Origin of the sequence: Mesotoga sp. UBA5557 (assembly GCF_002425715.1) — a bacterium.
In the GTDB taxonomy this organism is placed as follows: domain Bacteria; phylum Thermotogota; class Thermotogae; order Petrotogales; family Kosmotogaceae; genus Mesotoga.
Genome location: NZ_DIMV01000027.1, coordinates 1 through 22885, shown reverse-complemented (window position 1 = coordinate 22885; position 22885 = coordinate 1). Strand labels below are relative to the sequence as shown.

The window sequence follows — 22885 nt, the reverse complement described above, 5'->3', positions numbered from 1 at the left end:
TCATGAAGAGAACTTATCTGTTACTGGCACTGTATAGTAGCGTCTTTATTATCTTTGGATTTGTGTTCATTTACAGTGCCGGAATAAGTATGGAGGCAAGACATCCGGGAGTGACTGCTTCGGAGTTCCTTGAGAGGCAGCTGATAGCTTTTGCAATAGGTCTGGCCGGCGCGTTGATAATCATCTACATGAAAGGCTCCTGGCATTTTAAGAGGGCCTTCACGGTTTATTACCCGCTTACACTTATACTGCTTGTCGCAGTTCTCTTCTTTCCCGATAGGGGCGGCTCAAACAGGTGGATGGAAATCGGAAGTTTCTCGCTTCAAATTTCGGAATTTTCGAAGATCTCCTTGCTGATAGTTCTAGCTAGATACTTCGGAGGGTTGAAGAAAAGGAACTTGGTGACGACGTTCTTGATTCCGCTGGGAATCCTTGCGCCAATCGCTATGCTCGTGTTTATAGAACCCGACCTCTCCACAACTGGGATACTGGTTGCGATCACTCTTGTTATGATGATAATCGGAGGAATAAAGCTGCGCTATATTGCGCTTGCGTTGATCTTTGTGGTTATACTGGTGCTTGTTCTCTACAGCGGAGGGTTTATAGAGGATTATCAGATTCAAAGAATAACCTCTTTCCTTAGTTCGATTACCGGTGAGGAACATGAGCAGGTCTCATATTCGCTGATGGCGATTTCATCCGGGGGCCTCACCGGAAAAGGGTTGGGAATGGGGCTTGTCAAGTATTACCTGCCGGTTAGCTACTCCGACTTCATATTCGCCGTCATTGGAGAGGAACTTGGCCTGTTAGGTCTTCTCTTGCTGATGTTCGCATATGTGGGGTTCATAAGGGAATTAATAGTTGCTGGCTTGAAGGGCTCCACTGCTCTCGAGGGGAAGCTTTACATAGTTGGGTTTGCACTATACGTGATGATTCAGGCTACAATCAATATTGCAGTCAATCTCGGACTCTTTCCTCCAACAGGTGTCACGCTTCCATTCGTTAGCGCGGGCGGTTCCTCGATAATGTCTCTGATGATAGGATACGGTCTTGTCTTCTCTATACTAATAGAGTCTAACGAAGAAAGGGAAAGAGAAGATGAAGAAGCTTAGGGTAGCTTTCTGCGGGGGAGGCACTGGCGGCCACTACTATCCCGCCGTTGCCATTTTGCATGAGCTTAGCAAATCTAGAGAGCTCGATCTGCTGTATTTCACAGTCTCAGGAAAGATCGACGACAGGAACGTCGAACAGGACTTCCCCGGGGCTAAGAGAGTACCTCTTAGGCTGACAGGCCTGAGAAGGCCACTCTACAATCCGGCAAATGCCGGAATACTTTTCTCCCACTTCAATACTGAACGCTACGTGAAGAGGCAGCTAAGCGAATTCTCTCCTGAATTTCTTTTCTCAACGGGAGGCTATGTATCCTACCCAGTTGTGAAGGCCGCTCATCAACTTGAGATACCGGTTTTTATTCACGAACAAAACTCCGTAGTCGGAATCGCAAACAAGAGGCTAGCCAAGTACGCAAGGCTCTTCTTCATCTCTTTTGAGGAAAGCAGGCAGGCTCTTGATATTCCCCAAGAGAAGATCGTGTCTTCGGGAAACCCGGTAAGGGAAGCAAGAGCCTCGAGAAGCGAAGTCTTCAAGAAATTCAGTCTTTCAGAGAAAAGTCCACTCATTGTCGTATTAGGTGGAAGTCTTGGATCAGAGACCATAAACAAGGTATTTGAGGAGCTTTACTGTGGAATGAGAGAGAGAAAGAAGGAATTGTCCTTTGTTCACTCGACAGGTAACGATGAGACGGCTTTCTCACTACGAAGATTTCCATTTGTACGTCCTTACGCTTATATAGAGAACCTTACAGATGTAATAGCCTGTGCGGATCTTGTCGTGTCAAGAGGTGGGGCAACCACTATCGCAGAGCTACAGTATTTCGGAAGAAAGGGTATAATTATTCCGTGGCCCGGCGCATCTGAAAATCACCAGTTTCATAACGCGCTCTCTCTGGAAAGAGTTGGACTGGGTTATGTTATACTGGAAGAGAAATTGACCTCCGCAGCTTTGGGCATTGCAATAGACGAAATGTTGCAAAAGGAAATCAGTTACAAACCTCCAAGAAGACCAGTTGAGATTGTGTTGGATAATATACTCCGGGAGGAATCGATTTGAAATATCACTTTATTGGCATTGGCGGAATTGGCATGAGCGCTCTGGCAATGCACTTAGCATCTGAGGGTAACCAGGTTAACGGATCGAACTATGAAGAGAATGAAAGAGTAGATTACCTTCGGTCGAAGGGCGTGAGTGTTTTCATTGGTCATTCCTATGAAAACCTTGAAAGTCCTGATATCGTTGTAAGAACAACGGCTATAAAACAGGGCAATCCGGAACTGGTCAAGGCGATTTCGAAGAGTATTCCAACAATATATCGAATGGAGCTGCTTAAAAGCCTTCTTTCAAGAAACACCTCTCTCTGCGTAACGGGAACCGACGGGAAGACTACCACTACCGCTATGGTATCCAAAATACTTGTCGACTCGGGAAGGGACCCCACCGTCTTTTTGGGGGGAATCAACCCTCTCTTGAACGATGGGAACTACAGAAAAGGAAATGGTATTACAGTTACTGAGCTAGACGAAAGCGATGGCTTCTTTGCTTCCTTCAAGCCGGACTATGCGATTATCACCAACGTTCGGGGCGACCATCTCGAACACTATGATAATTCATTTGACAATCTCAAAAGCCACTTCAGATACTTTTCCAGAGGTGTCCGTAAGTTGCTCGTGACAAATGCCGATGACCCCGTCTCCGAAAGGATATTCAAGGGAAGTCTCACTTTCGGGAGAGACAGAGGGCATTATCGCTTTTCGGATAGGATAACAGGAATAATGAATCAGACTTTCAGATGCTGGAAAGGCGATACTGATCTCGGCATTTTCAAACTGATGATCCCGGGCGAGTACAACGCTTACAACGCCACAGCAGCCGTTGCCCTAACTCATGAAATGGGAGTCCCAATTGAGTCGATCCGAAGCTCTGTAGAGTCTTACAGATCTGTCGACAGAAGGTTCACATTCAGAGGTCTCGATGATTTCAGGAACCTTTTTTTCTTTGACGACTACGCACATACTCCAGATGAAATAAGCAGCACAATTAGAGGTGCTCGAGAATTCTTCCCCGGGAAGAACGTTGTCGTCGTCTTCCAACCTCATAGATACTCCAGACTGGTCAGAGAAAACGGTCGTTTCGCAATGTCACTCAAGGAGGCTAGTGAAGTCTGTGTTTACAAGCTCTACGAAGCTTATGAGAAGGGGGAGTATGCGATAGATGAGACCGAAGTTCTGAAGGGTCTCAGCAGCTACGGAGTTCCGGCGGTCCATGCGGTAAACTACACCGAGATACTCGAATGGCTAGAAAAGAAGAGAGACGCAGTAGTACTCTTCCTTGGAGCGGGCGACATCACAGAGGCATCAAAAATGAGCGCTCTCAAACTCTGTGAAGCACATTAGCAACGTTTAGGGTTTGGCAAACGGCACAACCGGTACAATGTGCCCATCTGCAATCGTCTGTAGTTTCTCCTCTCAGTGCTTTCTCGAATTCATCAATGAGAAACTGTTTCGAAATACCAACTGAAATGTGTTCCCAGGGAAGATCCTCTTCAAGGGTGAATCCTTTCATATAACTTTCAACATCTATTCCAGCATCTGCAAAGGCCTGCTGCCACAATGAGGCATCGAACTCTTCATTCCATTCATCGAAGATTGCTCCCGATCTGTAAGCCCTAAATACTGCTTCACCGACCTTTCTGTCTCCTCTGCTGAGAACTCCCTCGACCGTACTGCCGGAAGGATCATGGCTGCTGAACTGGATTCCTCTTCCGGAAACCCTTCTGAGAATACGAAGTTTTCTCTCTGCTTCCTCTCCGTTTATCTGTTTAGAGAACTGGAACGGAGTATGTGGCTTTGGAATAAAGATAGCCGCAGAAACTGAGACCTCTCTGAAACCGACCGCTTTAACACGTCTCGCGAGCCTAACAATCTCCTGTAAATCTTCATCTGTTTCTGTGGGAAGCCCTATCATGAAATACAGCTTCACTCTCTGCCAGCCGCTGTCTTTTGCCGCTTTCACTGCAGACATAAGATCGTCTTCCGAAACGTTCTTGTTAATCACGTTTCTCAGTCTTTGAGAACCGGCTTCGGGGGCGAAAGTCAAACCCGTCTTCCTTATCGAAGCAATCTTTGAAGCTATCTCAACTCCAAAGGAGTCTATCCTGGTGCTGGGCAAGGAAAGTGCAACTCTCTCGGGTTCGAGCAAAGGAAGAACCTCTTCTGTCAGAACATCGATCGAGGAGTAATCCATAGTGGACAACGAGAGAAAAGAAACTTCTTCATAACCTGTAGCTCCCAGGACTCTCTCCACAGATTTTTTGAGTTCCTCTACAGCTCGCTCTCTGACAGGTCTATAGATCATACCTGCCTGGCAGAATCTACAGCCCCGATTACAGCCTCGCATTACCTCCATAACAGCCCTGTCGTGTACAGTTTTCATATAAGGGACGATGGGCTTGCCGTCAATCTCATAGCTGGATAGGTCGGAAATCACGGCCTTGACTACCTCTTTCTTCCCCAGCGAGGGAACATAGACCCCCTCAATCTCAGACAGAATTCTGAGGAGCTCTCCCCTTCTCCCCGATATAAGCAAGTCGATATTCTCCTTCACTGCCTTGCAGACAACAGGAGTCACGGCCTCTCCGTCTCCAATAACAAAGGCATCGAAGTAGTCTGCCATTGGCTCGGGGTTTGTCGAACACGGTCCGCCTCCAAGTACTATCGGCTCGATCGTTCTCTCTTTCTGAAGAACGGGAATACCTGCAAGATCTAGAAGAGCGAGGACGTTGGTGTAACCGAGTTCATATTGAAGAGTCAGACCGAGTATATCGAAATCTGAAGCCGGGGTATAAGTCTCTAGAGAGTACAGAGGAACTCCTGCGCTCCTCATCTGGTCGATCATGTCTTTCCATGGAAGGTAAGTTCTCTCCGCAAGAAAACCCTCGATTTCGTTGAGCTCCTTATATAATATCTTAAGCCCCAAGTGAGACATTCCAACTTCGTATGTATCTGGAAAAGCAAGAAGGATTCTCAGCCTGCCTTCGGGATTCTTCACTACGCGATTGAGCTCCTTGCCGATATACCGGCTCGGTTTTCCGACTCTGTGGAGGACTCCTGAGGAAACGAGCCACTTCCTGATAGACTCAGAACCGATCATCAGACTGTGAGCTCTGTGGAAAGAAGAAACATCAATCTCAGTAGATTGTCGTAATCCTCGATCGAAATGTACTCCGTCTCTGAATGTAAGTACCTAACGGCAAGCGCCAGGGGAACCATTTTGATTCCCTTCTGCTGGAAGGGAATCCCATCGGTGCCGCCTCCGGTTACCCCGACCTGGAGAGGTATCTCCTTCTCCTTCGCAAATTCCATCAAACGCTTTCCGAGACCGTAATCTCCCAGAGAGGAGGTGTCAGACATCCTGAGTACGGCCCCGTTCCCCGGTCTTACATTACCCGTAAGTCTTGAACAGCAGGCAAAGGAATCAACGGGAAAGAATAGGTTGGGCCTCAAGCGTTCTGAAAGGGCTCTAGATCCAATCAACCCAATCTCTTCCTGAACAGTCCAGGCAAGCACTATCCTTCTATTTAGGTTAACCTCAGAAAGCATATCTAACAGATCGAGGAGAGCAAGACAACCGGATCTATCGTCCAAAGACCTTACGGATACGTACTTGTCGTTGAGAATAGAGATCTGTTTTCTGAAAACGGCATAGTCGAGTACTTCTATTCCTAGATTCTCGGTTTCCTCTTTTGATGAGGTTCCCACATCTATCACGAGACTCTGCCAGGAAAGGTCTGGCTTCTCCCGAAGGTGTGGAGGCGTCATCCCGATTACACCATCTATCGACTCACCTGAAGATGTTATCACGTCCAGGTGTCTGCCGACGAGAAGTTCGTCTGCTATCCCACCGATCTTCTTGAAGTTGAGAGTCCCATCGTCATTAACGCCGGTCACAAGCAGGCCTATCTCATCCATGTGGGCGGCAAAAGCGATAATCGTATCCCCGCTGCCGACCTCAACAATTACGTTCCCGAGATCGTCGATCGAAGTCTCCACACCTTCGGGAATCATCTCGATTATCTTGGCTCGAATCATCTCTTCTCGTCCGGTCATGCCGGGAACAAAAACAACGTCCGTCAATCTATCTAAATTCATGAAGCCACCTCCTCACCAATTATAGCCTAAGGCCGTGAGTATAGGAAGTTTGACTCACAAAGACGTTCAGGACGGTTATAATCGTAAATGGTAGCGTTTGACTGCAAACGATAATTGATCTATCTTCAAGTCAACATATACGGACTTCATGAATGGAGGAGATTTTGTGAGCAATTGCGAGAGACTTCAGAAACTCAAAGACGAGTGGCAGAAGAAGAAAGTGATGCCTCTTCTCAAGAAATTCCCCGAAAGGAAGAAGGAGTTCAGGACTTCCTTCGATCAGAAGGTTGAGATTCTGTACACACCACCTGAGAAGGAAGAATACGAAGAGAAGGTTGGTTTTCCTGGTCAATATCCTTTCACCCGGGGAGTTCAGCCGACGATGTATCGGGGCCGTCTATGGACGATGAGACAGTATGCAGGGTTTGGGACTGCCGAAGAATCCAACAGAAGGTACAGATACCTCCTATCTCAGGGACAGACAGGGCTTTCCGTTGCCTTCGACCTCCCCACCCAAATCGGCTACGACTCGGATGATCCGATGTCCGAAGGAGAGGTCGGAAGGGTTGGAGTTGCGATAGATTCCCTGGAGGATATGGAGACGCTGTTTGATGGAATCCCCCTCGAAAAGGTCAGCACATCCATGACAATAAACTCCACCGCTGCGATTCTCCTTGCGATGTACATAGCCGTGGGCGAAAAACAGGGTGTCGAAGCCTCGAAGCTTACCGGCACGATCCAGAACGACATTCTGAAGGAGTACATAGCAAGAGGAACTTATATTTTTCCGCCCGATTCATCTATGAGACTTATTACAGATATCTTTGAGTACTGCTCCAAGAACCTCCCAGATTTCAACACAATAAGTATCAGCGGGTACCACATAAGAGAGGCCGGAGCAAATTCCGTTCAGGAGATCGCTTTCACTCTTGCTGACGGAATAGCATACGTTCAGGCAGCAACAGAGGCCGGCCTTGACCCCAACGTTTTTGGGAAGAGACTCTCGTTCTTCTTCAACTCCCACAACGGTTTCCTCGAAGAGATAGCCAAGTTCAGAGCCGCAAGAAGACTGTGGGCTAAGATAATGAAAGAGAGGTTCGGCGTGACTGATGAAAAGGCAATGATGCTGAGATTCCATACTCAGACCGGTGGTTCGACGCTTACGGCGCAGCAACCAATGAATAACATAGTAAGGGTCGCATTTCAAGCTCTGGCTGCTGTACTTGGAGGAACACAGTCGCTTCACACGAACTCTTTTGATGAAGCTCTTGGCCTTCCAACGGAGGATTCAGTCACTATCGCCTTGAGAACACAGCAAATAATCGCCGCTGAAACAGGTGTTACGGACACAGTCGATCCATTGGGTGGAGCTTACTTCATTGAAGAGCTTACAAACACAATGGAAGAGAAGGCTCTTGACTACATTCAGAAGATCGACGATCTGGGGGGAATGGTCGAGGCCGTCAGAGCGGGCTTTGTGCAGAAGGAAATCCTCGACAGCGCCTACAGATATCAGGTTGCGATCGAAAACAAGGATCACATTGTTGTAGGTCTTAATGAATTTGCCGCCGATGAGGAACAAGAGAGAGACATCTTGAGACTTGACCCGGCTATAGAAGACCTGCAAAGAAAGAAACTCGAGGAGCTGAGAAAGAAGCGGGATGGCGGCGAAGTCCGGAACCATCTTGAGAAACTCAAGAAAGCAGCTCAGGGAAGCGATAACCTCATGCCCATAATAATCGATGCGGTAAGAGCATATGCAACTCTGGGAGAAATCGCAAACGCTCTTAGAGAAATCTTCGGTGAATACACCGAAGCCGTGATTCTTTAGAGAGAGGTGAACATGATGAACAAGATAAAGGTACTCGTTGCAAAGCCGGGGCTTGACGGACATGACAGGGGAGCAAAAGTAGTCGCCATGGCACTCAGGGATGCGGGAATGGAAGTCATCTACACAGGCCTTAGACAGTCTCCCGAATCCGTAGTAAAAGCTGCCTTGCAGGAAGACGTCGACGTAATTGGACTGTCTATACTTTCCGGGGCCCATATGAGAATTTGCAGAAAGGTGCTGGAGCTTATGAAAGGAGCCGGAATCGGGGACAAACCTCTCTTTGTTGGAGGCATAATACCATCGGAAGATGCCGAAGAGCTTAGAAGGGCGGGAATTCTTGAAGTGTTTGGGCCAGGGACCTCTCTGAAATCGATAATCGAGAAGATAGAGGAAACGGTTAAGAAATGAAATCGATGGAACCGGCTAAGATTGACCAGCTAAGTGTCTCAAAATCTTTGAGCTTAATTGAAAACAATACACATTCAGCGAGGGAGATGATTGGGGAGCTGCCCGAACGCGACTACTGCGTGATAGGCATAACTGGAAGTCCGGGGGCCGGCAAGTCTTCTCTCACCGACCATCTTGTGTGCATTAGTGCCGAGGAAAAGGCCACTGCCGTTATCGCCATCGATCCGTCTAGCCCATTCACCGGTGGTGCCTTTCTTGGTGACAGAATCAGAATGAGACGGGCTACCGAGGATCCAAGGATCTTTGTGAGATCAATGGCCAGTCGAGGAAATGTCGGTGGGCTTAGTCCTTCTATTTACAACACAGTCGAATTTCTGGGCAGGAGCGGGTACGATCGGATCTACGTTGAAACAGTCGGAGCAGGCCAATCGGAAACCGATATAGCAAACCTTGCCGACATAGTCCTTCTGGTTCTTGCTCCTGGCCTAGGGGACGACGTTCAGACCATGAAAGCCGGTATTATGGAAATTGGCGACATATTTGTCATTAACAAGAGCGACCTTCAGGGAGCCGAACAACTTGCCTCCAGAACAAAAGCTATTCTCGAACTTTCTGGAAAGCGATTGCCAGTTCTGAAAACCGACTCGATTAAGGGCAGTGGCCTGAAGGAACTCTTCAAAAAGATAGAGGAGGTGCTGGCCGACTTCGCGAACTCCGGAAGACTGTCAGCAAGGCGAAACAAGCGTAACCTTTACAATAACTTGAACAGCGCGTACCAGATAATAAAGGAACACTACGCCGAAAATGATAAACTTGAAGAACTAATAAGGTATCTTCTTGAGAATATTGGGAGGTAATCAGATTGAAATCCGAAAGGATAGACCACATTGGCATAGTCGTTGAATCGATCGAAGAGAGGCTTTCCGTTTACAGAGATCTTCTGAAACTCGAAGTCACTGGTATCGAAGAGCTTCCTGAGCGAGGGCTGAAGGTTGCCTTCATAAAGGTTGGCGACACAAGGATCGAACTTCTGGAACCGCTATCTGAGAATAGTCAGATATCCAAGTTCCTGGAAAGCAGAGGAGAAGGCATTCACCACATCGCCTTCCGTGTTGACGATGTTAAAGCCGCAATTGAAGAGGCTGTTTCACTGGAACTCAAACCTCTCTCAAGAGAGCCTGAGTCGGGAGTCGGTGGAACAAAGATAGTCTTCCTCCACCCAAAGAGCACAGGAGGAGTTCTGATGGAACTCGTTGAGGGACATCACTGAGGGGGTGATAGATATGGCCGGTAGACTTGAAGAGTTTTTCGAGAAGAACGATAAGATTATCCTTGGCGGCGGTCAAGAAAAGATCGAAAAACAGCATAAGGCGGGCAAGCTCAGTGCAAGAGAGAGAATAGATATTCTCTGCGATGAAGGTAGCTTCGAGGAATTCGACCGATTTGTAAGGCACAGGGCAACGAGTTTCGGACTCGCAGATAAGGAGTTCCCAGCAGATGGAGTTGTTACTGGAATCGGAACGGTAAACGGGAGAAAGATCGCAATCTTCTCTCAAGACTTCACCGTGCAGGGCGGCTCTCTGGGGGAGATGCATGCAAAGAAGATCATGAAGGTTCAGGATATGGCCATGAAACTCGGCATCCCAATCGTTGGGATAAATGACTCCGGTGGAGCGAGAATTCAGGAAGGTGTTGATTCACTATTCGGTTACGGAGGGATCTTCCACAGAAACACTCTTTCTTCGGGGGTCATTCCGCAGATAACCGTCGTCTGTGGACCGTGCGCAGGAGGAGCAGTGTACTCACCTGCGATAACAGACTTCATAGTAATGACGGACAAGAGCTCCCAGATGTTTATCACAGGTCCTCAGGTGATCAAGGCAGTAACCGGCGAGGATACTTCGATGGAGGAATTGGGAGGAGCTCTGGTGCACAACACCAAGAGCGGAAACGCTCACTTCCTGGCCTCAGACGATGAGAAAGCGATGCTGCTAGTCAAGACGTTGCTGGATTATCTTCCTCAGAACAACGCCGAAGAGCCGTCAAAAACCGAGTCGATTCCTGGCAACCCTATTGAAGAACTCCGGGATATCGTCCCCGAAAACCCAAAGCAGTCATATGACGTGAAAAGGGTGATTTCACTCGCTGTAGACGAAGGCCGGTTCCTTGAAGTGCACGAGCAGTACGCTAAGAACATGGTAATTGGATTTGCGAGAATCGGTGGCAGGTCTGTGGGAGTAGTGGCGAACCAACCGTCTGTCTTTGCAGGCTCTTTAGACATAAACGCCTCCGACAAAGCTGCCAGATTCATAAGATTCCTGGATGCCTTCAACATTCCGATAATAACCTTCGTGGACACGCCGGGATTTCTCCCCGGAGTCTCTCAGGAGCATGGCGGGATAATCCGTCACGGGGCGAAACTACTCTACTCCTACAGCGAGGCGTCCGTTCCCAAGATCACATTGATCCTGAGGAAGGCCTATGGCGGAGCTTACATAGCCATGGGAAGTCAGCATCTTGGGGCCGACATCGTCTACGCCTGGCCTGGAGCTGAAATTGCGGTCATGGGGCCAGAGGGCGCAGCGAATATCATCTTCAAGAGAGAAATCAACGCTTCAGAACAGCCGGAAAAGACTCGACAGGAGAAGATTGCCGAGTACAAGGAGAAATTTGCAAATCCCTTTGTGGCAGCCGGGAGAGGCTATATCGAATCAGTAATTGATCCGGCCGTCACCAGAATCGAGATAATAAAAGCTTTGGAAACGCTGGATACAAAAGTCGAAGGAAGACCGTCAAAGAAACACGGTAATATACCGCTATGAGGTGTGTTTGATGGAGCAATATGTTCAGATTACCATAATAGGCATAGGAATCGTATTCCTGGCGCTGGCAATGCTTTATGTGATTTTCAACATTCTTGGTCGTCTGCTATCGAAGGAACAGACCAGCGTAGTGAAGGCCCTCGTTCCAAAACCAGTCCCTACAAATATATCCGGAGGGCCGGAGAAACAAGACGGCGATGAAGGAGAAGTCATCGCCGCAATAACTGCAGCAGTAACTTCATTCATGGGTCATAGCAACTTCAAAGTCAGAAGCGTTGCCTCCGTTCCCGTTGCGGCAGCTTCGCTTTGGAAACGCCGTGAACCAACCGTCTACTGGAAAGTGAGGAGGAGCAGGAATTGAGAAGATTCATAGTGAAAGTTAACGGCAAAGAATATAACGTCGAGATTGAAGAGCTTTCTTCTGTAAACGATTCTGGTTCGGGCGGAGCAATTCAGGAACCCGACACACGCCAAAAGGTCGAATCTGCAACTCGGCCCAGGCAGGAAGCGAGAGTCGAGGAAGCTCCGAAACCGGTCGGGCCAGTCAAAGAATCCAGTGGATCGGGAGATGAAATCAATATACTGTCGCCGATGTCGGGAACGATCATCGAGGTACTCGTTTCGACAGGAGATTCTGTCTCTCCAGGGCAGAAAGTAGTAATTCTCGAAGCAATGAAAATGGAGAACAGCATACTTTCAGAGAACTCTGGTACTGTCAAAGAAGTGAGGGTCAGAAAGGGAGATAACATAGACGCAGGCGAAATAATGATAGTTCTTGCATAGGGGCGGTGATCATCGCTCCTATGTCTTTATTTAACATCGTCTTCCGCAGCTTAGCTCTTGATTTTCTCCACAATCGACGGGATTGAAAGGAGACAGAGTGGATTCAGCAAATAGGAATCTGGCAACCAAGGCTAGAGAACTCTCTTTGAAGGCTTTCGGGGTCTTTCCAGACATTCCCTTTTCCTTCAACTCCAGATTGAAGAGAATTCTCGGGAGGCTAGTTTACTCGAGGAATCGGGGAACGCTTACTCCACTAAGGATTGAGATTTCTTCTTCTATCTCGGAAAATGAAGAGCTTCTCAAAAAGACCCTGTTGCACGAGTTGTCGCACTTCTACCTGATGACAAACGATAGGGATTTCTCACACGGTTCACCGGAATTCAAGAAACTGGCTGAAGAGCTGGATTTCGATATCGTAGCCGAGTACGAGGGTCTTCCAGTACACAGATGGGTGTGTTCCGTTTGTAAGAAGACAGTTGCCCTCTCCTTCAACCGCAGAGAGAAAAAAGGTCTATCTTCCTGCTGTAAAGCCCCGATAGAACTTCAGGAAAAATAATCGAATAAACACTTGCCTTTCTAGAAATTCATCTGTTATAATAATTTATACCTAATATCTAAGTGGTGATATTTATGAAAGCCTATAAGAAGCTCACGAAGGTGCTTGTATACTTTCATGGAGATTATTTTGTGCCGGTAAGGTTCAGTTACGATGGTATAAAAATAGTTGTGAATGCCGTTACCTCCTTCTGGGTGGAGGCCGTGGGGACTCAGAAAATCTATCATTTCTCAGTAATGACCACACTTGGAGCTTACAATCTTGAATTTGACGAAGATGCGAAGAAATGGTACAGCTATCTTCTTGGAGGGTGATTGCTTTGAAAGGAATTCCTTACGTATCGCACATAGATATGGACGCGTTTTTCGCAAGCATTGAGCAGGCGGCAAATCCGACACTTAAAGGTAAACCGATCGCCGTAACAGGGATTGGAAAGCGGCATTCCGTTGTGACTTCGGCGAGTTACGAGGCAAAGAGACTTGGCGTTAAATCGGGTATGGCCTTTTTCGAAGCCCTGAAGCTCTGTCCCGATCTTATAGCCGTAGGAGTGCAGTCAAAGAAGTACGGTTATATATCGAAAGAGATAATGAAAATGATGACCTCTGTATCACCCAGAGTTATGGTTGCGAGCGTAGACGAGGCTTACATAGATCTCAGCTTTCACACTAAACTGGAGGAGTCGATTAACAGATTCATTTCCTTTAAGAGAGATTTGAAGGAGAGATTCGGAATAACCGCCTCGGTTGGAATCTCGGTAAATCCGATCATATCTAAAATCGCCAGTGATTACTCCAAGCCAAACGGATTCGTAGTGGTCAAAGACGGCATGGAAAGAGAGTTCCTGAATGAGATACCCGTAAAGGACGTTCCGGGAATCGGGAAGCACACGTTGATAAAGCTCGAATCCATGGGATACAAAATGACAGGTGAGCTTTTGGAAGGGTTGGAAAAGTCTCCTATGGATCTGTACACGATGTTTGGAAATGCCTTCATGGGATTTCTGCAAAGCCTTACTAAAAACCGGTTTTCAAGGAAGGGGTTTTTCAAAGAAGAGAGACCGAAGTCCGTGGGTCATTCTATGACGCTATCGGGTGATATTAATGATTTCGATCTTATCGTGAGAGTAACAAACTTCCTGTCGGCAAGGGTAATCTACAGACTTGGAAGATACAAGATGGAAAGCTCAGGGGTCAGCCTGTTCCTAAGATATGCTGACAGGAGTTCAAAGGCTCTTTCAAAGAGGCTGAACTTCACGATATCCTCGATCAAAGACATGACGGAGATCACCCCGTGGCTTATTAGTTCAATCTGGAACGGAACGGCCGTCAGAGCTATCGGAATATCCTGTTGGGCCCTTAGTGAAAAGAAAAATCAAAGACAGTTATCCCTATTTGAAAAGGAAAGAGAACTGCTCGAAACCGTGCTGGAAATAGAGAGGAAATTCGGAGAATACTCGATATTTCCGGGAAATATACTATTCCTCCCCGATATCAGAAAGCTTGAGAAACCTTCTGATCTCCATTACCAGGGCTTCTGCCGTCGCGAGGTTAGTTGCTAACGGTTTGTTATGAACATCACACACTCTTAGAAGGGCGCTCACATCCGGCTCATGGGGTTGTGCGGTAAGCGGGTCTCTTAAAAAGATGACGAAGTCTATCTCGTCATTGGCGATGAGAGCGCCTATCTGGAGGTCACCACCCAGCGGGCCGGACTTGAATGAAGTGAGCTCCAATTTGACCTTCTCCCTGAGGATGTTGCCCGTCGTACTCGTTGCAAAAATGTTACACTTCTTGAATACATCCAGGTGTTCCCTGACAAACATTATTAGGTCGATCTTCTTCTTGTCGTGAGCTATCAATGCTACTCGTGGTTTTTTACTCATGGCTACCTCCGTTTTTCAACAAGAAGATGATAACATATTCCGCCCATTGAAACTCCTGGCGGCTAGCTGAGGTGAATTGATCTGTCCCTTTCATTCAACGAGATAACAATATACGGACAAGCCACTACGGACCCGGAATCGACTGTGCGGGGCGGATTCTTCAAGGTGAGGATATGCGTATACAGGAGTGGGGGAGAAGCCGAAGAAATCTTTGACATTCGTTTTGATGAAAGAGAATCGAAAAGGGCATTCGCGGAAATCTACAGAGGCTGCTATCTGCTTATCAGGGGCGAAATAAGAGTTACAAAGAGCCTTCACGTAAGACTCAGGGACTTTACCGTGACGACAAGACCCTACGACAGAGATCTCGATATCGACATACCGAGAATACTGACACGGATCAAGAGCGATTACTTCTGAAAAGTCTCGTAATACTTACCTCTAAGATCGGTGAAGATAGATCTGTCCACCGCGGTCTTGAATTCGTCAACCTCCAAGAGAAGATACTCGTCACCGACTCTATCGGTTATCTTCACATACTCAATCTTCGGGAAGTAACCCTCTCTCCTCAAAAAGGAGACGTGAATATGCATGAGATTAGGGAGATAGCCCCCTCCGCTGAGAAGTCCGAGCAACCTTAATCTCTGTTCGGACGGATCGATCATGTAAACTCGTCTTTCTTCTTCCGTTATAACACTCCAGGTGAAGTTGGAAGACTGGAGAAGACCTTCGAAGAACTGGTCGAGAAGGCTGCTCATCAGATTAGTCTGATAACTTGATCTGTATTGCTTCCAAGCCTCTTCCCTGACGACACTAAAAGTCACTTCTTCCCTTGAAAGATATACAAGAGCTATCTGGCTCAACTCTTCCGGCTCGAAAAACTCTATATAGAGATCTTCGCCACCCGCTATGATAAGCCTTACCTTCATTTCGAGATCAGTATACCCATTATCGGGAGACTCGGTATCTACCAGATGAAAATGCACCTTCAAAAGCGTATCTATGTCACCAGAATCCACAACCTGCTGGATGAAGAGAGTAAGATCATCGTAGGCGCCGTCCGAAGCAAAGCACAATGCTCCGGCCAGTAGACAAAACAGCATAATTGCAATCGCAGAAAGTTTCATCTTACTCACCTCTTCGCGAGATTATAACATGCGAGGAATTCGAAAAAAATGATAAGATCTGATTGAGGGGTGATGATTTGAAGGTAGCATTTCCCGCTCAGATGAGGGAGATCGATCAAAGGATAATAGATAAGGGAGTACCTTCACTGCTTCTGATGGAGGAGGCGGCCCGCAGCGTTTACGAGGAGATTGCAGACCTCAATATCCGCAAAGCCGCGATTCTGTGTGGAGGTGGCAACAACGGCGGTGACGGCTATGCAGCGGCCAGGCTAATGCATGCCGCAGGCATCGACGTGACGGTTGTTCAGTGCTATGCTCCTACAACAGATGACTGTAAGACAAACGCTACAATATACGTCTCTCTTGGAGGCAAAGGTGTAAAGCTCGAAGAAGAGTCGATCGTTGGCGACTTGCTTGCCGGATCCGATATGGTGGTCGATGCGATTTTTGGAACGGGCTTTCACGGTAGTCTTGAGGAGAAGATTCTTTCTCTCTTCGAGTACGTTAATCGTCTCGATGCTTACAGACTGGCTGTTGACATCCCTTCGGGAGTCTCCGGTTACAACGGTAGCGTGTCCAGAAACTGTTTCAAAGCTGATAAGACAGTGACCTTCGGTCTAGCGAAAACAGGTCATTTTCTCTATCCGGGGCGCGAATTTTGCGGTAAGGTTGTTGTAAGCAGCGCCGGCTTCCAGAGAAGCATTATGGATTCTCTCGCCGATTCAGAAGTTATAGACGATGAGATGGCTTCAGAACTTCTTCCGGAGAGAGCTCGCAACAGCTACAAGGGAAGCTACGGCTCTGTTCTTGTTATTGGAGGAAGCGAAGTCTACACAGGGGCGCCATTCTTGGCAGCCATAGGAGCCTTCCGGTCGGGTTGCGGGCTTGTATACACGTACACTCCTAAAGGCTCTGCAAACGTTATCCGAAACAACTTGCCTGAGGCGATTGCCATGATAAGCAGCGGAGATACTCTCGTCCCAAGAGATGTCGATTACCTTTCAGAAGCTATCGATAAGATTGACAGTATCGTGCTCGGTCCCGGCATTGGAAGAAGTGAAGGGAGCATCGAGTTCGTATTGAAGTTCCTGAAATCCTTCCCGGAGAAGAAATTTGTTGTGGATGCTGATGCGCTGTTTGCACTCGTGAATGATCTCTCGATCTTGGGTCGATCTCGAAATGTACTCATTACTCCTCATATCGGAGAGTTTGCTCGCTTGAATGAAGGAAGAACAGATCTTGCTTCCTTCATTGAGTTCTGTTCACGCCTAAGTATGAACGCCATCCTTAAGGGAGCTTCATCTGTCTTTTGCAATGAGAATGGAAGGATAATTATCAACACGGCCGGGAGCACGGCTCTCGCAAAAGCCGGGAGCGGTGATTTGCTGGCAGGAACTATCGCTGGATTTGCTGCGCAGACAGGCGATCTGGAACGCTCCGGCGTTCTCGGTATGTACTTGATGGGAAGAGCGGCCGAACTGTCAGATCTCTGCGAACCGTGCAACTCGGCATCAAAGATCTCTGAATCTTACTCGCTCGTATTTGAGCATTTGAGAAAGATGGAGAGAAGGCTTCATGGAACTCGGCCATAACATATCGCAACGTTTGGAGCAGAAGCTTGGCCTTTCGCTCAAGGCTCAGCAGGCTCTCAAACTCCTTCAGCTCAATTCACTGGAAATCTCTGCTGAGCTTGAAGAGATCGTGCAAGCAAATCCTCTTCTGGAAATGAAAAGAGAGGATTACGAGCTTATTGAAGACATAGGTGATTCCGAAAAAGAACCTGAGGATGAAGAGAATACGGATGGAGGCGACTTTTACTCGCTTCCTGCAAGCAACTCAATATATATGAAATCCGAGAGCACCGATCGAGACGGTTGGGACTTTGACAGAATCGAGACCCAGCAACCGACCTTCAAAGAGATTCTGAGAGATTTCGGCTTCTATATCCTGGACGATGACCAGTTCTGTCTCTTCGAAGTATTGCTCGACAATATGGACGACCTCGGCATGCTAACAGCAGAACTGAAAGAGATTGCCGACCTGAACAATTGCTCTATAGAAGAACTTTCAGAAGTAATTTCGATAATGAGGGATTCAGGCTTTGACGGCGTCTTCGCTTCCAGTCTGAAAGAACTCGAAGCTCTCATAGGCCCCGGTCTCTTCCCGTCTTCGGGATACAGCGACGGCGCATTTGTCAGATACGTGGAGCCTGATCTTTACATTGAATTTCTGGATGAGAAGTTCATAGTTACTGTTAGAGACTACTCACTCGTCCTGAATGTAGACCCATCATACGAGGAGATTCTTCAGTATGGCGAGAAGATTGCTAGAAAATACATAGAAGAGAAACTTGAGGAGGCGAAGTTCTACATAACTGCCCTCGAAAGGAGAAAGGCCACCCTTATCACAATAGGCAATGAAATAGTGATGAGAAACGCACCCTTCCTCTTGAAAACGAGCGACAAGATCAGGCCCCTGAAGATGAATGTGATTGCTGACAAGATAGGGGTTGTGGTCTCTACAATTAGTCGCGCCGTGAAGGATAAGTTTGTCCAGACACCGGTAGGAACCTTCCCGATAAGGTATTTTTTCGGTAATGTACAAGAGAAGGAACAAGCACTGGAAGTGATTGCGGAGATCGTGAAAGAGGACCCCGGAATTTCCGATTCACAGCTTGTGGTTGAGCTGAAGAATAGGGACATCTGCATTGCAAGAAGAACTGTCAACAAATATAGAAACCAGCTGGGATTAGGAAAAACGAAATGATAACAAAAGCTGTCTTGTTTGTCGGTGGGCAGTACATTTCTTCAACAGAATTCTACTTGAGGAAGCTACATGAGACTCCTTTTGTAGCAGCGGCAGATTCGGGTGCCGAGACGTTGAAGCGCCTCGGAATTCATCCTCACCTTCTTGTGGGCGACATGGATTCTGTAAGCGGAAGCACTCTTTCCTGGTGCAGAAGTGAGGGTTCCCTTGTCTTGATATACCCGCCTGAAAAAGATGATACAGATACTCAGATCGCGCTTCAGGCCCTTGAAGAACGGGGCATAGCGGAGGTGGAGATCTTCGGCGCCACAGGTCTGCGCCTCGATCACTTCATGGGTACTCTTGCTTCGATCTACGGTGTGAGGAACTCCTTGAAAGCAACAATAGTGGAGGATAGTGTAGAGATCGGAATGGTATCCAAAGAGCTTATCTGCTCAGTAGAACTAGGCGAGACCTGGTCTCTGTTCCCCTTCGGAGGACAGCCGACCATGATCAGTCTAAAGGGCTTCAAATACCCTTTGAGAGATGCCTTTCTTGAGTACGGGAACCCGCTTGGAGTTTCAAACGAGACGATAGAAAGAGAAGTGCAGATTCTCTGTAAAGGAGGTACCGCCCTATACTTCAGATGGTTGAAAGAGCGATAGTAATATCCGACACGCATGGTTCGTTGACGAGAGTGAAGAAAGTACTTACTGAAGTGGACGAAAACACTCTCGTTATTCACTGCGGGGACTATCTCTATCACGGGCCGAGAAACCCTCTGCCAGAAGGCTACGATCCCATGGCGCTTGCCGATTTTCTAGGGAAATTGTCCAACAGAATCATTGGAGTTAGGGGAAACTGCGATAGCGAAATTGATCTATCGCTGGTCGGTCAGGAAGATGCTCCAAGCGCCCGTTCTCTGTTGATAAACGATCTCGAACTATTCGTAACGCACGGTCACAAGAACTACTGCTTTCCCAACGATCGCGGTTTGGTGATATCCGGTCACACTCACATCTCGCGACTCTCGAGCAATGATGGCCTGATCTTCCTCAATCCCGGGAGTCCCTCACTACCCAAGGATGAAACGGGAGGTTCATACGGAATAATCGATTTCAGAAAGCAAACTGTGTCTCTCAAGAATCTCGAAGGTCTGGAGCTTCTCGTGTTACCCTTCTAGGAGCGCGAACCTTCCCTAAACATGTTACTGAACCCATGATATAATAAATATCTGGGTGATGAATATGGTTTTGAGATGGCATGGACATTCGTGTTTTTCGCTTGAGTGCGATGGAAAGACTCTTCTAATCGATCCCTTCGATGAGGGAGTCGGTTATGATATGCCCGCGGTGAAGCCGGACATTATTCTGGAATCCCATCAGCACCATGATCATAACGCGCATGATCGATTCCAACCCGGATATGTTCTAGTTAACACGCCAGACAGCAGAAACGCACATGGCTTTGCAATAACGGGTCATTCGGTTTTTCACGATGACGTTCAGGGCAAGAAACGCGGCAAGAACATCGTTTTTGAAGTCACAACTCCGGACGGGTTCAGGGTCGTTCATTGCGGAGACCTCGGCCACAGATTGGATTCGGAAATGATCGAGGCGTTGAAGAATCCAGATGTTCTCCTAGTACCTGTTGGCGGTGTCTACACAATCGATGGCGGATTGGCACGAGAACTGACGAGAGACCTCGCTCCGTTCTGTGTAATTCCTATGCATTTTAAGACAGAAGACCTGACTTTCGAGCTGGGGAAGGTCGAAGAGTTCCTTGCAGGCGATCCCTTCGAACAACTCGACGAACTAAGACTTGAAGAAAAGGCCGACGTGGGAACTAGAATAGTCGTCCTCAGATATCATTGATCGAGGGCATGATATGGATGAAAAGAGAGTTCTATCTCTCCTAGGAATAGGCAGAAGAGCAAACAAGGTTGTGTTTGGTAAAGAGCAACTTAGGGGTTATTTGAGGCAGCCGTTAAGAAGAAAGTTTCTCATTCTGGCTTGCGATACCAGCGATTCGATAAAGGAAGACTGGGTTAAGAGATGCAAGAGCCACGGGGCAAGCTGTATTCTTCTCAAAGAACACGACCGCATCGCTCTGGGAAAGGCCATCGGCAAAGACAACATCTCTGCAGTGGCAGTTGCCGATGATGGCCTTGCAGAGGAAATCTCAAAGATAATGACACAGGCGGGAGGTGACTGAGCTATGCCAAAAGCCAGAGTGTACGAACTTGCTAAGAGACTTAACATAACGGCAAGAGAGCTGCTGGACGAACTTGAGGAGCTCGGTGTTACCGTCAAGAACCATATGTCCGTTCTTGACGAGGAGACCGTTAATATCATCGTTGGTCTCTATGAGGAAGAAAAGAAGGAGATCTTAAGGAAGGTCGAAAAGGCGAAGAATAAGATTCAGGAGAAAGAAGTAAAGAATCTTGAGAAGAAATTGGTCTCGAAAGAGGAGCCGGCGACCGAGAAAAAAATTCCGGTTGAGCATAAAGTAAGAACGATCAAGCTGAAGAGCAACGAATTCAAGCTCGACGTACTCGCCAAGAGGATGAACGTTCAGATCTCCAAGGTGATAAAGGATCAGTTCATGAACGGGATAATACTTCGCCCCGGCCNNCCCGGCCAGATTCTCTCGCTTGAAGACGCGGTGAAAATTGCCAAGAATTACGAATGGGAAGTGGAGCTGGTTCATGAAGAAGAGATGAATCCCTTTGAGAGCATCTCGAGTTCTTACGCGGAATCTTACAAGGAAAGCTCAAGACTGGTTCAGAGGCCCCCGGTCGTCACGGTTATGGGGCACGTTGACCATGGGAAGACTACGCTTCTCGACAGAATTAGAAAGGCCAAGGTCGCCGAAGACGAAATCGGAGGCATTACCCAGACCATAGGTGCTTACCAGGTCGAGATAAGAAACAAGAAGATCACGTTTATTGATACGCCCGGGCACGAGGCATTCACCGAAATGAGAGCGCGCGGAGCTCAGGCAACGGATATCGTAGTTCTTGTTGTAGCGGCCGACGACGGTGTTATGCCGCAGACTATAGAGGCTTACAACCACGCGAAGACAGCAAATGTGCCCATAATTGTCGCGATAAACAAGATAGACAAACCAAACGCAAACATAGACCTTACTAAGCAACAGCTCGCCTCGAAGCTGGGCCTCGTTCCTGAAGACTGGGGCGGGGACACTGTAACAGTTCCTGTATCTGCGAAAACAGGCAAGGGCGTTGAGGATGTTCTTGAGATGATCCTTCTTGTAGCCGAAGTAGCAGATGTGAAGTGCATTCCCGAAGGAAACGCAAGAGGAATCATTATTGACTCAAGATTGGACAAGGCCGTAGGTCCCCTGGCAACTCTCATTGTAAAAGACGGGATTTTAAGACCTGGCGACTACGTTGTTGCCGGTTCTGCCTCAGGCAGAGTGAAGGCATTGATTAACGAATACGGGAAGCGAATCAAAGAAGCCCATCCTTCAGATCCTGTGCAGATTATTGGCTTCGACGAGGTTCCCGATGTCCACAGCATTGTGTACGCGGTTGAAAGCCTTGATACTTCAAGATCGCTTGCCGAATACGCAAAGAATCAGGCTCAGAGAGAAAAATCCGTTACCACCAGGCACCATATCAGGCTTGAAGAATTCCTCTCAACGACTGGCAACACTGACGAGAAGAAGGATCTCAATGTGATACTGAAAGCCGATTCCTTCGGTACAGTCGAGGCTCTGAAGCAGGCCTTGGCCAAGCTAGAGAATAACGACGTCAGGATTGAGGTCGTCCATTCTGGTATCGGCTCTGTAAACTCGAGTGACGTAATGCTGGCATCTGCCTCCGATGCCGTAATAATGGGCTTCAAAGTTAAACCCGATGCCCAGGCAAGAAAACAGGCAGAAGTTGAGGGCGTACAGATCAAAGTTTACGAGATCATCTTTAACTTGATAGACGACCTCAAGAAAGCCCTTGAGGGTCTCCTAGAACCCGAGGAAGTCGATGAAGTGATCGGCCATGGACACATAAAGCAGTTGTTCAGAATCAATAAAGTTGGAACTATAGCCGGTGTTCAGGTGGACGATGGACACGTGCTTAAGAAAGGCAGGATGAGAGTATACAGAAAGAACGAGGAAATCGCAGACGTAGCGATCGAAGTGCTCAAGCATTACAAAGACGATGCGAGCAGGGTAGATGCCCCAAAGGAGTGCGGAATAAAGGCGCTCGGCTTTGATGACTTCCAGGAAGAAGATCAACTAGAGTTTCACAGCAAGAAGAGCGTAAAGAGAACAATAGATTTCACCGAATAGGTCCCTGATAGATGAATGAGGTCCCTTAACGGGGCCTTTTTTTTTCGAGAAAACGAGGTTCGAAGTGTGCCAAAACAGGCTGGGTTCGCCGTCGAACGGTTCTCCGAGGAAAACGTTATTCGTTCCAGAGCGAGGATCTGTTCTTCGTTCTTAGAAT

General features: G+C 47.6%; 25 protein-coding genes. 21 read left to right on the top strand and 4 right to left on the bottom strand.

Annotation, left to right across the window (positions count from 1 at the left end; translation table 11 throughout):
- Window positions 1-2 precede the first annotated feature (2 nt).
- From B3157_RS03165 to murC, 3 genes are read left to right on the top strand one after another with little or no spacing between them, the layout of a single operon-like run.
- A complete protein-coding gene (locus B3157_RS03165; protein WP_214078583.1) occupies window positions 3-1112 on the top strand; it encodes an FtsW/RodA/SpoVE family cell cycle protein in 1110 nt (369 codons plus the stop codon).
- Window positions 1099-2169 (top strand): UDP-N-acetylglucosamine--N-acetylmuramyl-(pentapeptide) pyrophosphoryl-undecaprenol N-acetylglucosamine transferase, encoded by a 1071-nt coding sequence (locus B3157_RS03160; RefSeq protein WP_214078582.1) that lies wholly within the window; start codon window positions 1099-1101, stop codon window positions 2167-2169. The genes B3157_RS03165 and B3157_RS03160 overlap by 14 nt, the downstream gene beginning before the upstream one ends.
- Window positions 2166-3509 (top strand): UDP-N-acetylmuramate--L-alanine ligase, encoded by a 1344-nt coding sequence (murC, locus tag B3157_RS03155; RefSeq protein ID WP_214078581.1) that lies wholly within the window; start codon window positions 2166-2168, stop codon window positions 3507-3509. Before B3157_RS03160 ends, murC begins: the two co-directional genes overlap by 4 nt.
- Here murC and B3157_RS03150 read toward each other — a convergent pair.
- Both B3157_RS03150 and B3157_RS03145 read right to left on the bottom strand, forming a co-directional pair.
- Window positions 3487-5265, bottom strand: coding sequence for a TIGR03960 family B12-binding radical SAM protein (locus B3157_RS03150; RefSeq protein ID WP_292588784.1), 1779 nt, complete (start codon window positions 5263-5265; stop codon window positions 3487-3489). The two genes, murC and B3157_RS03150, sit on opposite strands and share 23 nt — an antisense overlap.
- Window positions 5265-6263: a M42 family metallopeptidase gene (locus tag B3157_RS03145; RefSeq protein WP_214059808.1), complete on the bottom strand. Its 999-nt coding sequence runs from the start codon at window positions 6261-6263 to the stop codon at window positions 5265-5267. The genes B3157_RS03150 and B3157_RS03145 overlap by 1 nt, the downstream gene beginning before the upstream one ends.
- Window positions 6264-6486: 223 nt before the next feature.
- Here B3157_RS03145 and B3157_RS03140 point away from each other — a divergent pair, with 223 nt between their 5' ends.
- The 10 genes from B3157_RS03140 to B3157_RS03095 all read left to right on the top strand — a co-directional run bounded on the left by B3157_RS03140 (window position 6487) and on the right by B3157_RS03095 (window position 14221).
- Window positions 6487-8094, top strand: coding sequence for an acyl-CoA mutase large subunit family protein (locus tag B3157_RS03140; protein ID WP_300980180.1), 1608 nt, complete (start codon window positions 6487-6489; stop codon window positions 8092-8094).
- Between the two features lie 12 nt (window positions 8095-8106).
- A complete protein-coding gene (locus B3157_RS03135) occupies window positions 8107-8502 on the top strand; it encodes a cobalamin B12-binding domain-containing protein (protein WP_099829190.1) in 396 nt (131 codons plus the stop codon).
- Window positions 8503-8507: 5 nt separating this feature from the next.
- A complete protein-coding gene (meaB, locus tag B3157_RS03130; protein ID WP_292588781.1) occupies window positions 8508-9359 on the top strand; it encodes a methylmalonyl Co-A mutase-associated GTPase MeaB in 852 nt (283 codons plus the stop codon).
- Between the two features lie 5 nt (window positions 9360-9364).
- Entirely contained in the window at window positions 9365-9772 is a 408-nt protein-coding gene (gene mce / locus B3157_RS03125) for a methylmalonyl-CoA epimerase (RefSeq protein WP_292588779.1), read from the top strand.
- 13 nt (window positions 9773-9785) lie between these two features.
- Window positions 9786-11324 (top strand): acyl-CoA carboxylase subunit beta, encoded by a 1539-nt coding sequence (locus B3157_RS03120; protein ID WP_214060170.1) that lies wholly within the window; start codon window positions 9786-9788, stop codon window positions 11322-11324.
- 10 nt (window positions 11325-11334) lie between these two features.
- Window positions 11335-11685 carry an OadG family protein gene (locus B3157_RS03115; protein WP_214060171.1) on the top strand — a complete coding sequence of 117 codons (351 nt, stop codon included), beginning with the start codon at window positions 11335-11337 and terminating at the stop codon, window positions 11683-11685.
- Window positions 11682-12107: a biotin/lipoyl-containing protein gene (locus B3157_RS03110; RefSeq protein WP_214060172.1), complete on the top strand. Its 426-nt coding sequence runs from the start codon at window positions 11682-11684 to the stop codon at window positions 12105-12107. The genes B3157_RS03115 and B3157_RS03110 overlap by 4 nt, the downstream gene beginning before the upstream one ends.
- Window positions 12108-12204: 97 nt before the next feature.
- The gene (locus tag B3157_RS03105; protein WP_099829196.1) at window positions 12205-12663 is read left to right on the top strand and encodes a SprT-like domain-containing protein; all 459 of its coding nucleotides are present in this window, start codon (window positions 12205-12207) and stop codon (window positions 12661-12663) included.
- Between the two features lie 74 nt (window positions 12664-12737).
- Entirely contained in the window at window positions 12738-12977 is a 240-nt protein-coding gene (locus B3157_RS03100; protein WP_243392248.1) for a hypothetical protein, read from the top strand.
- Complete coding sequence (locus tag B3157_RS03095; protein WP_292588847.1) at window positions 12974-14221, top strand: DNA polymerase Y family protein; 1248 nt, start codon at window positions 12974-12976, stop codon at window positions 14219-14221. Before B3157_RS03100 ends, B3157_RS03095 begins: the two co-directional genes overlap by 4 nt.
- On the opposite strand, the gene B3157_RS03090 is transcribed toward B3157_RS03095, so the two are convergent.
- Complete coding sequence (locus B3157_RS03090) at window positions 14138-14545, bottom strand: methylglyoxal synthase (protein WP_214060174.1); 408 nt, start codon at window positions 14543-14545, stop codon at window positions 14138-14140. The genes B3157_RS03095 and B3157_RS03090 overlap by 84 nt on opposite strands.
- Window positions 14546-14710: 165 nt before the next feature.
- Between B3157_RS03090 and B3157_RS03085 the strand changes: the two genes are divergently transcribed.
- The gene (locus tag B3157_RS03085; RefSeq protein WP_292588772.1) at window positions 14711-14965 is read left to right on the top strand and encodes a hypothetical protein; all 255 of its coding nucleotides are present in this window, start codon (window positions 14711-14713) and stop codon (window positions 14963-14965) included.
- Here B3157_RS03085 and B3157_RS03080 read toward each other — a convergent pair.
- Complete coding sequence (locus B3157_RS03080; RefSeq protein WP_214078577.1) at window positions 14956-15672, bottom strand: hypothetical protein; 717 nt, start codon at window positions 15670-15672, stop codon at window positions 14956-14958. The two genes, B3157_RS03085 and B3157_RS03080, sit on opposite strands and share 10 nt — an antisense overlap.
- 77 nt (window positions 15673-15749) lie before the next feature.
- Here B3157_RS03080 and B3157_RS03075 point away from each other — a divergent pair, with 77 nt between their 5' ends.
- From B3157_RS03075 to infB, 7 genes are all read left to right on the top strand, one after another.
- Window positions 15750-17264, top strand: a complete 1515-nt coding sequence (locus B3157_RS03075; RefSeq protein WP_214078576.1) for an NAD(P)H-hydrate dehydratase — start codon at window positions 15750-15752, stop codon at window positions 17262-17264.
- The gene (locus B3157_RS03070; RefSeq protein WP_292588768.1) at window positions 17248-18438 is read left to right on the top strand and encodes an RNA polymerase subunit sigma-54; all 1191 of its coding nucleotides are present in this window, start codon (window positions 17248-17250) and stop codon (window positions 18436-18438) included. Before B3157_RS03075 ends, B3157_RS03070 begins: the two co-directional genes overlap by 17 nt.
- The gene (locus B3157_RS03065) at window positions 18435-19082 is read left to right on the top strand and encodes a thiamine diphosphokinase (protein WP_214061240.1); all 648 of its coding nucleotides are present in this window, start codon (window positions 18435-18437) and stop codon (window positions 19080-19082) included. The genes B3157_RS03070 and B3157_RS03065 overlap by 4 nt, the downstream gene beginning before the upstream one ends.
- A gap of 32 nt (window positions 19083-19114) precedes the next feature.
- The gene (gene yfcE / locus B3157_RS03060; RefSeq protein ID WP_292588766.1) at window positions 19115-19600 is read left to right on the top strand and encodes a phosphodiesterase; all 486 of its coding nucleotides are present in this window, start codon (window positions 19115-19117) and stop codon (window positions 19598-19600) included.
- A gap of 64 nt (window positions 19601-19664) precedes the next feature.
- Window positions 19665-20291: an MBL fold metallo-hydrolase gene (locus tag B3157_RS03055; RefSeq protein ID WP_292588765.1), complete on the top strand. Its 627-nt coding sequence runs from the start codon at window positions 19665-19667 to the stop codon at window positions 20289-20291.
- Between the two features lie 13 nt (window positions 20292-20304).
- Complete coding sequence (locus B3157_RS03050; protein ID WP_103134448.1) at window positions 20305-20631, top strand: L7Ae/L30e/S12e/Gadd45 family ribosomal protein; 327 nt, start codon at window positions 20305-20307, stop codon at window positions 20629-20631.
- Between the two features lie 3 nt (window positions 20632-20634).
- Window positions 20635-22728, top strand: coding sequence for a translation initiation factor IF-2 (gene infB / locus B3157_RS03040; protein ID WP_349680357.1), 2094 nt, complete (start codon window positions 20635-20637; stop codon window positions 22726-22728).
- Window positions 22729-22885 lie beyond the last annotated feature (157 nt).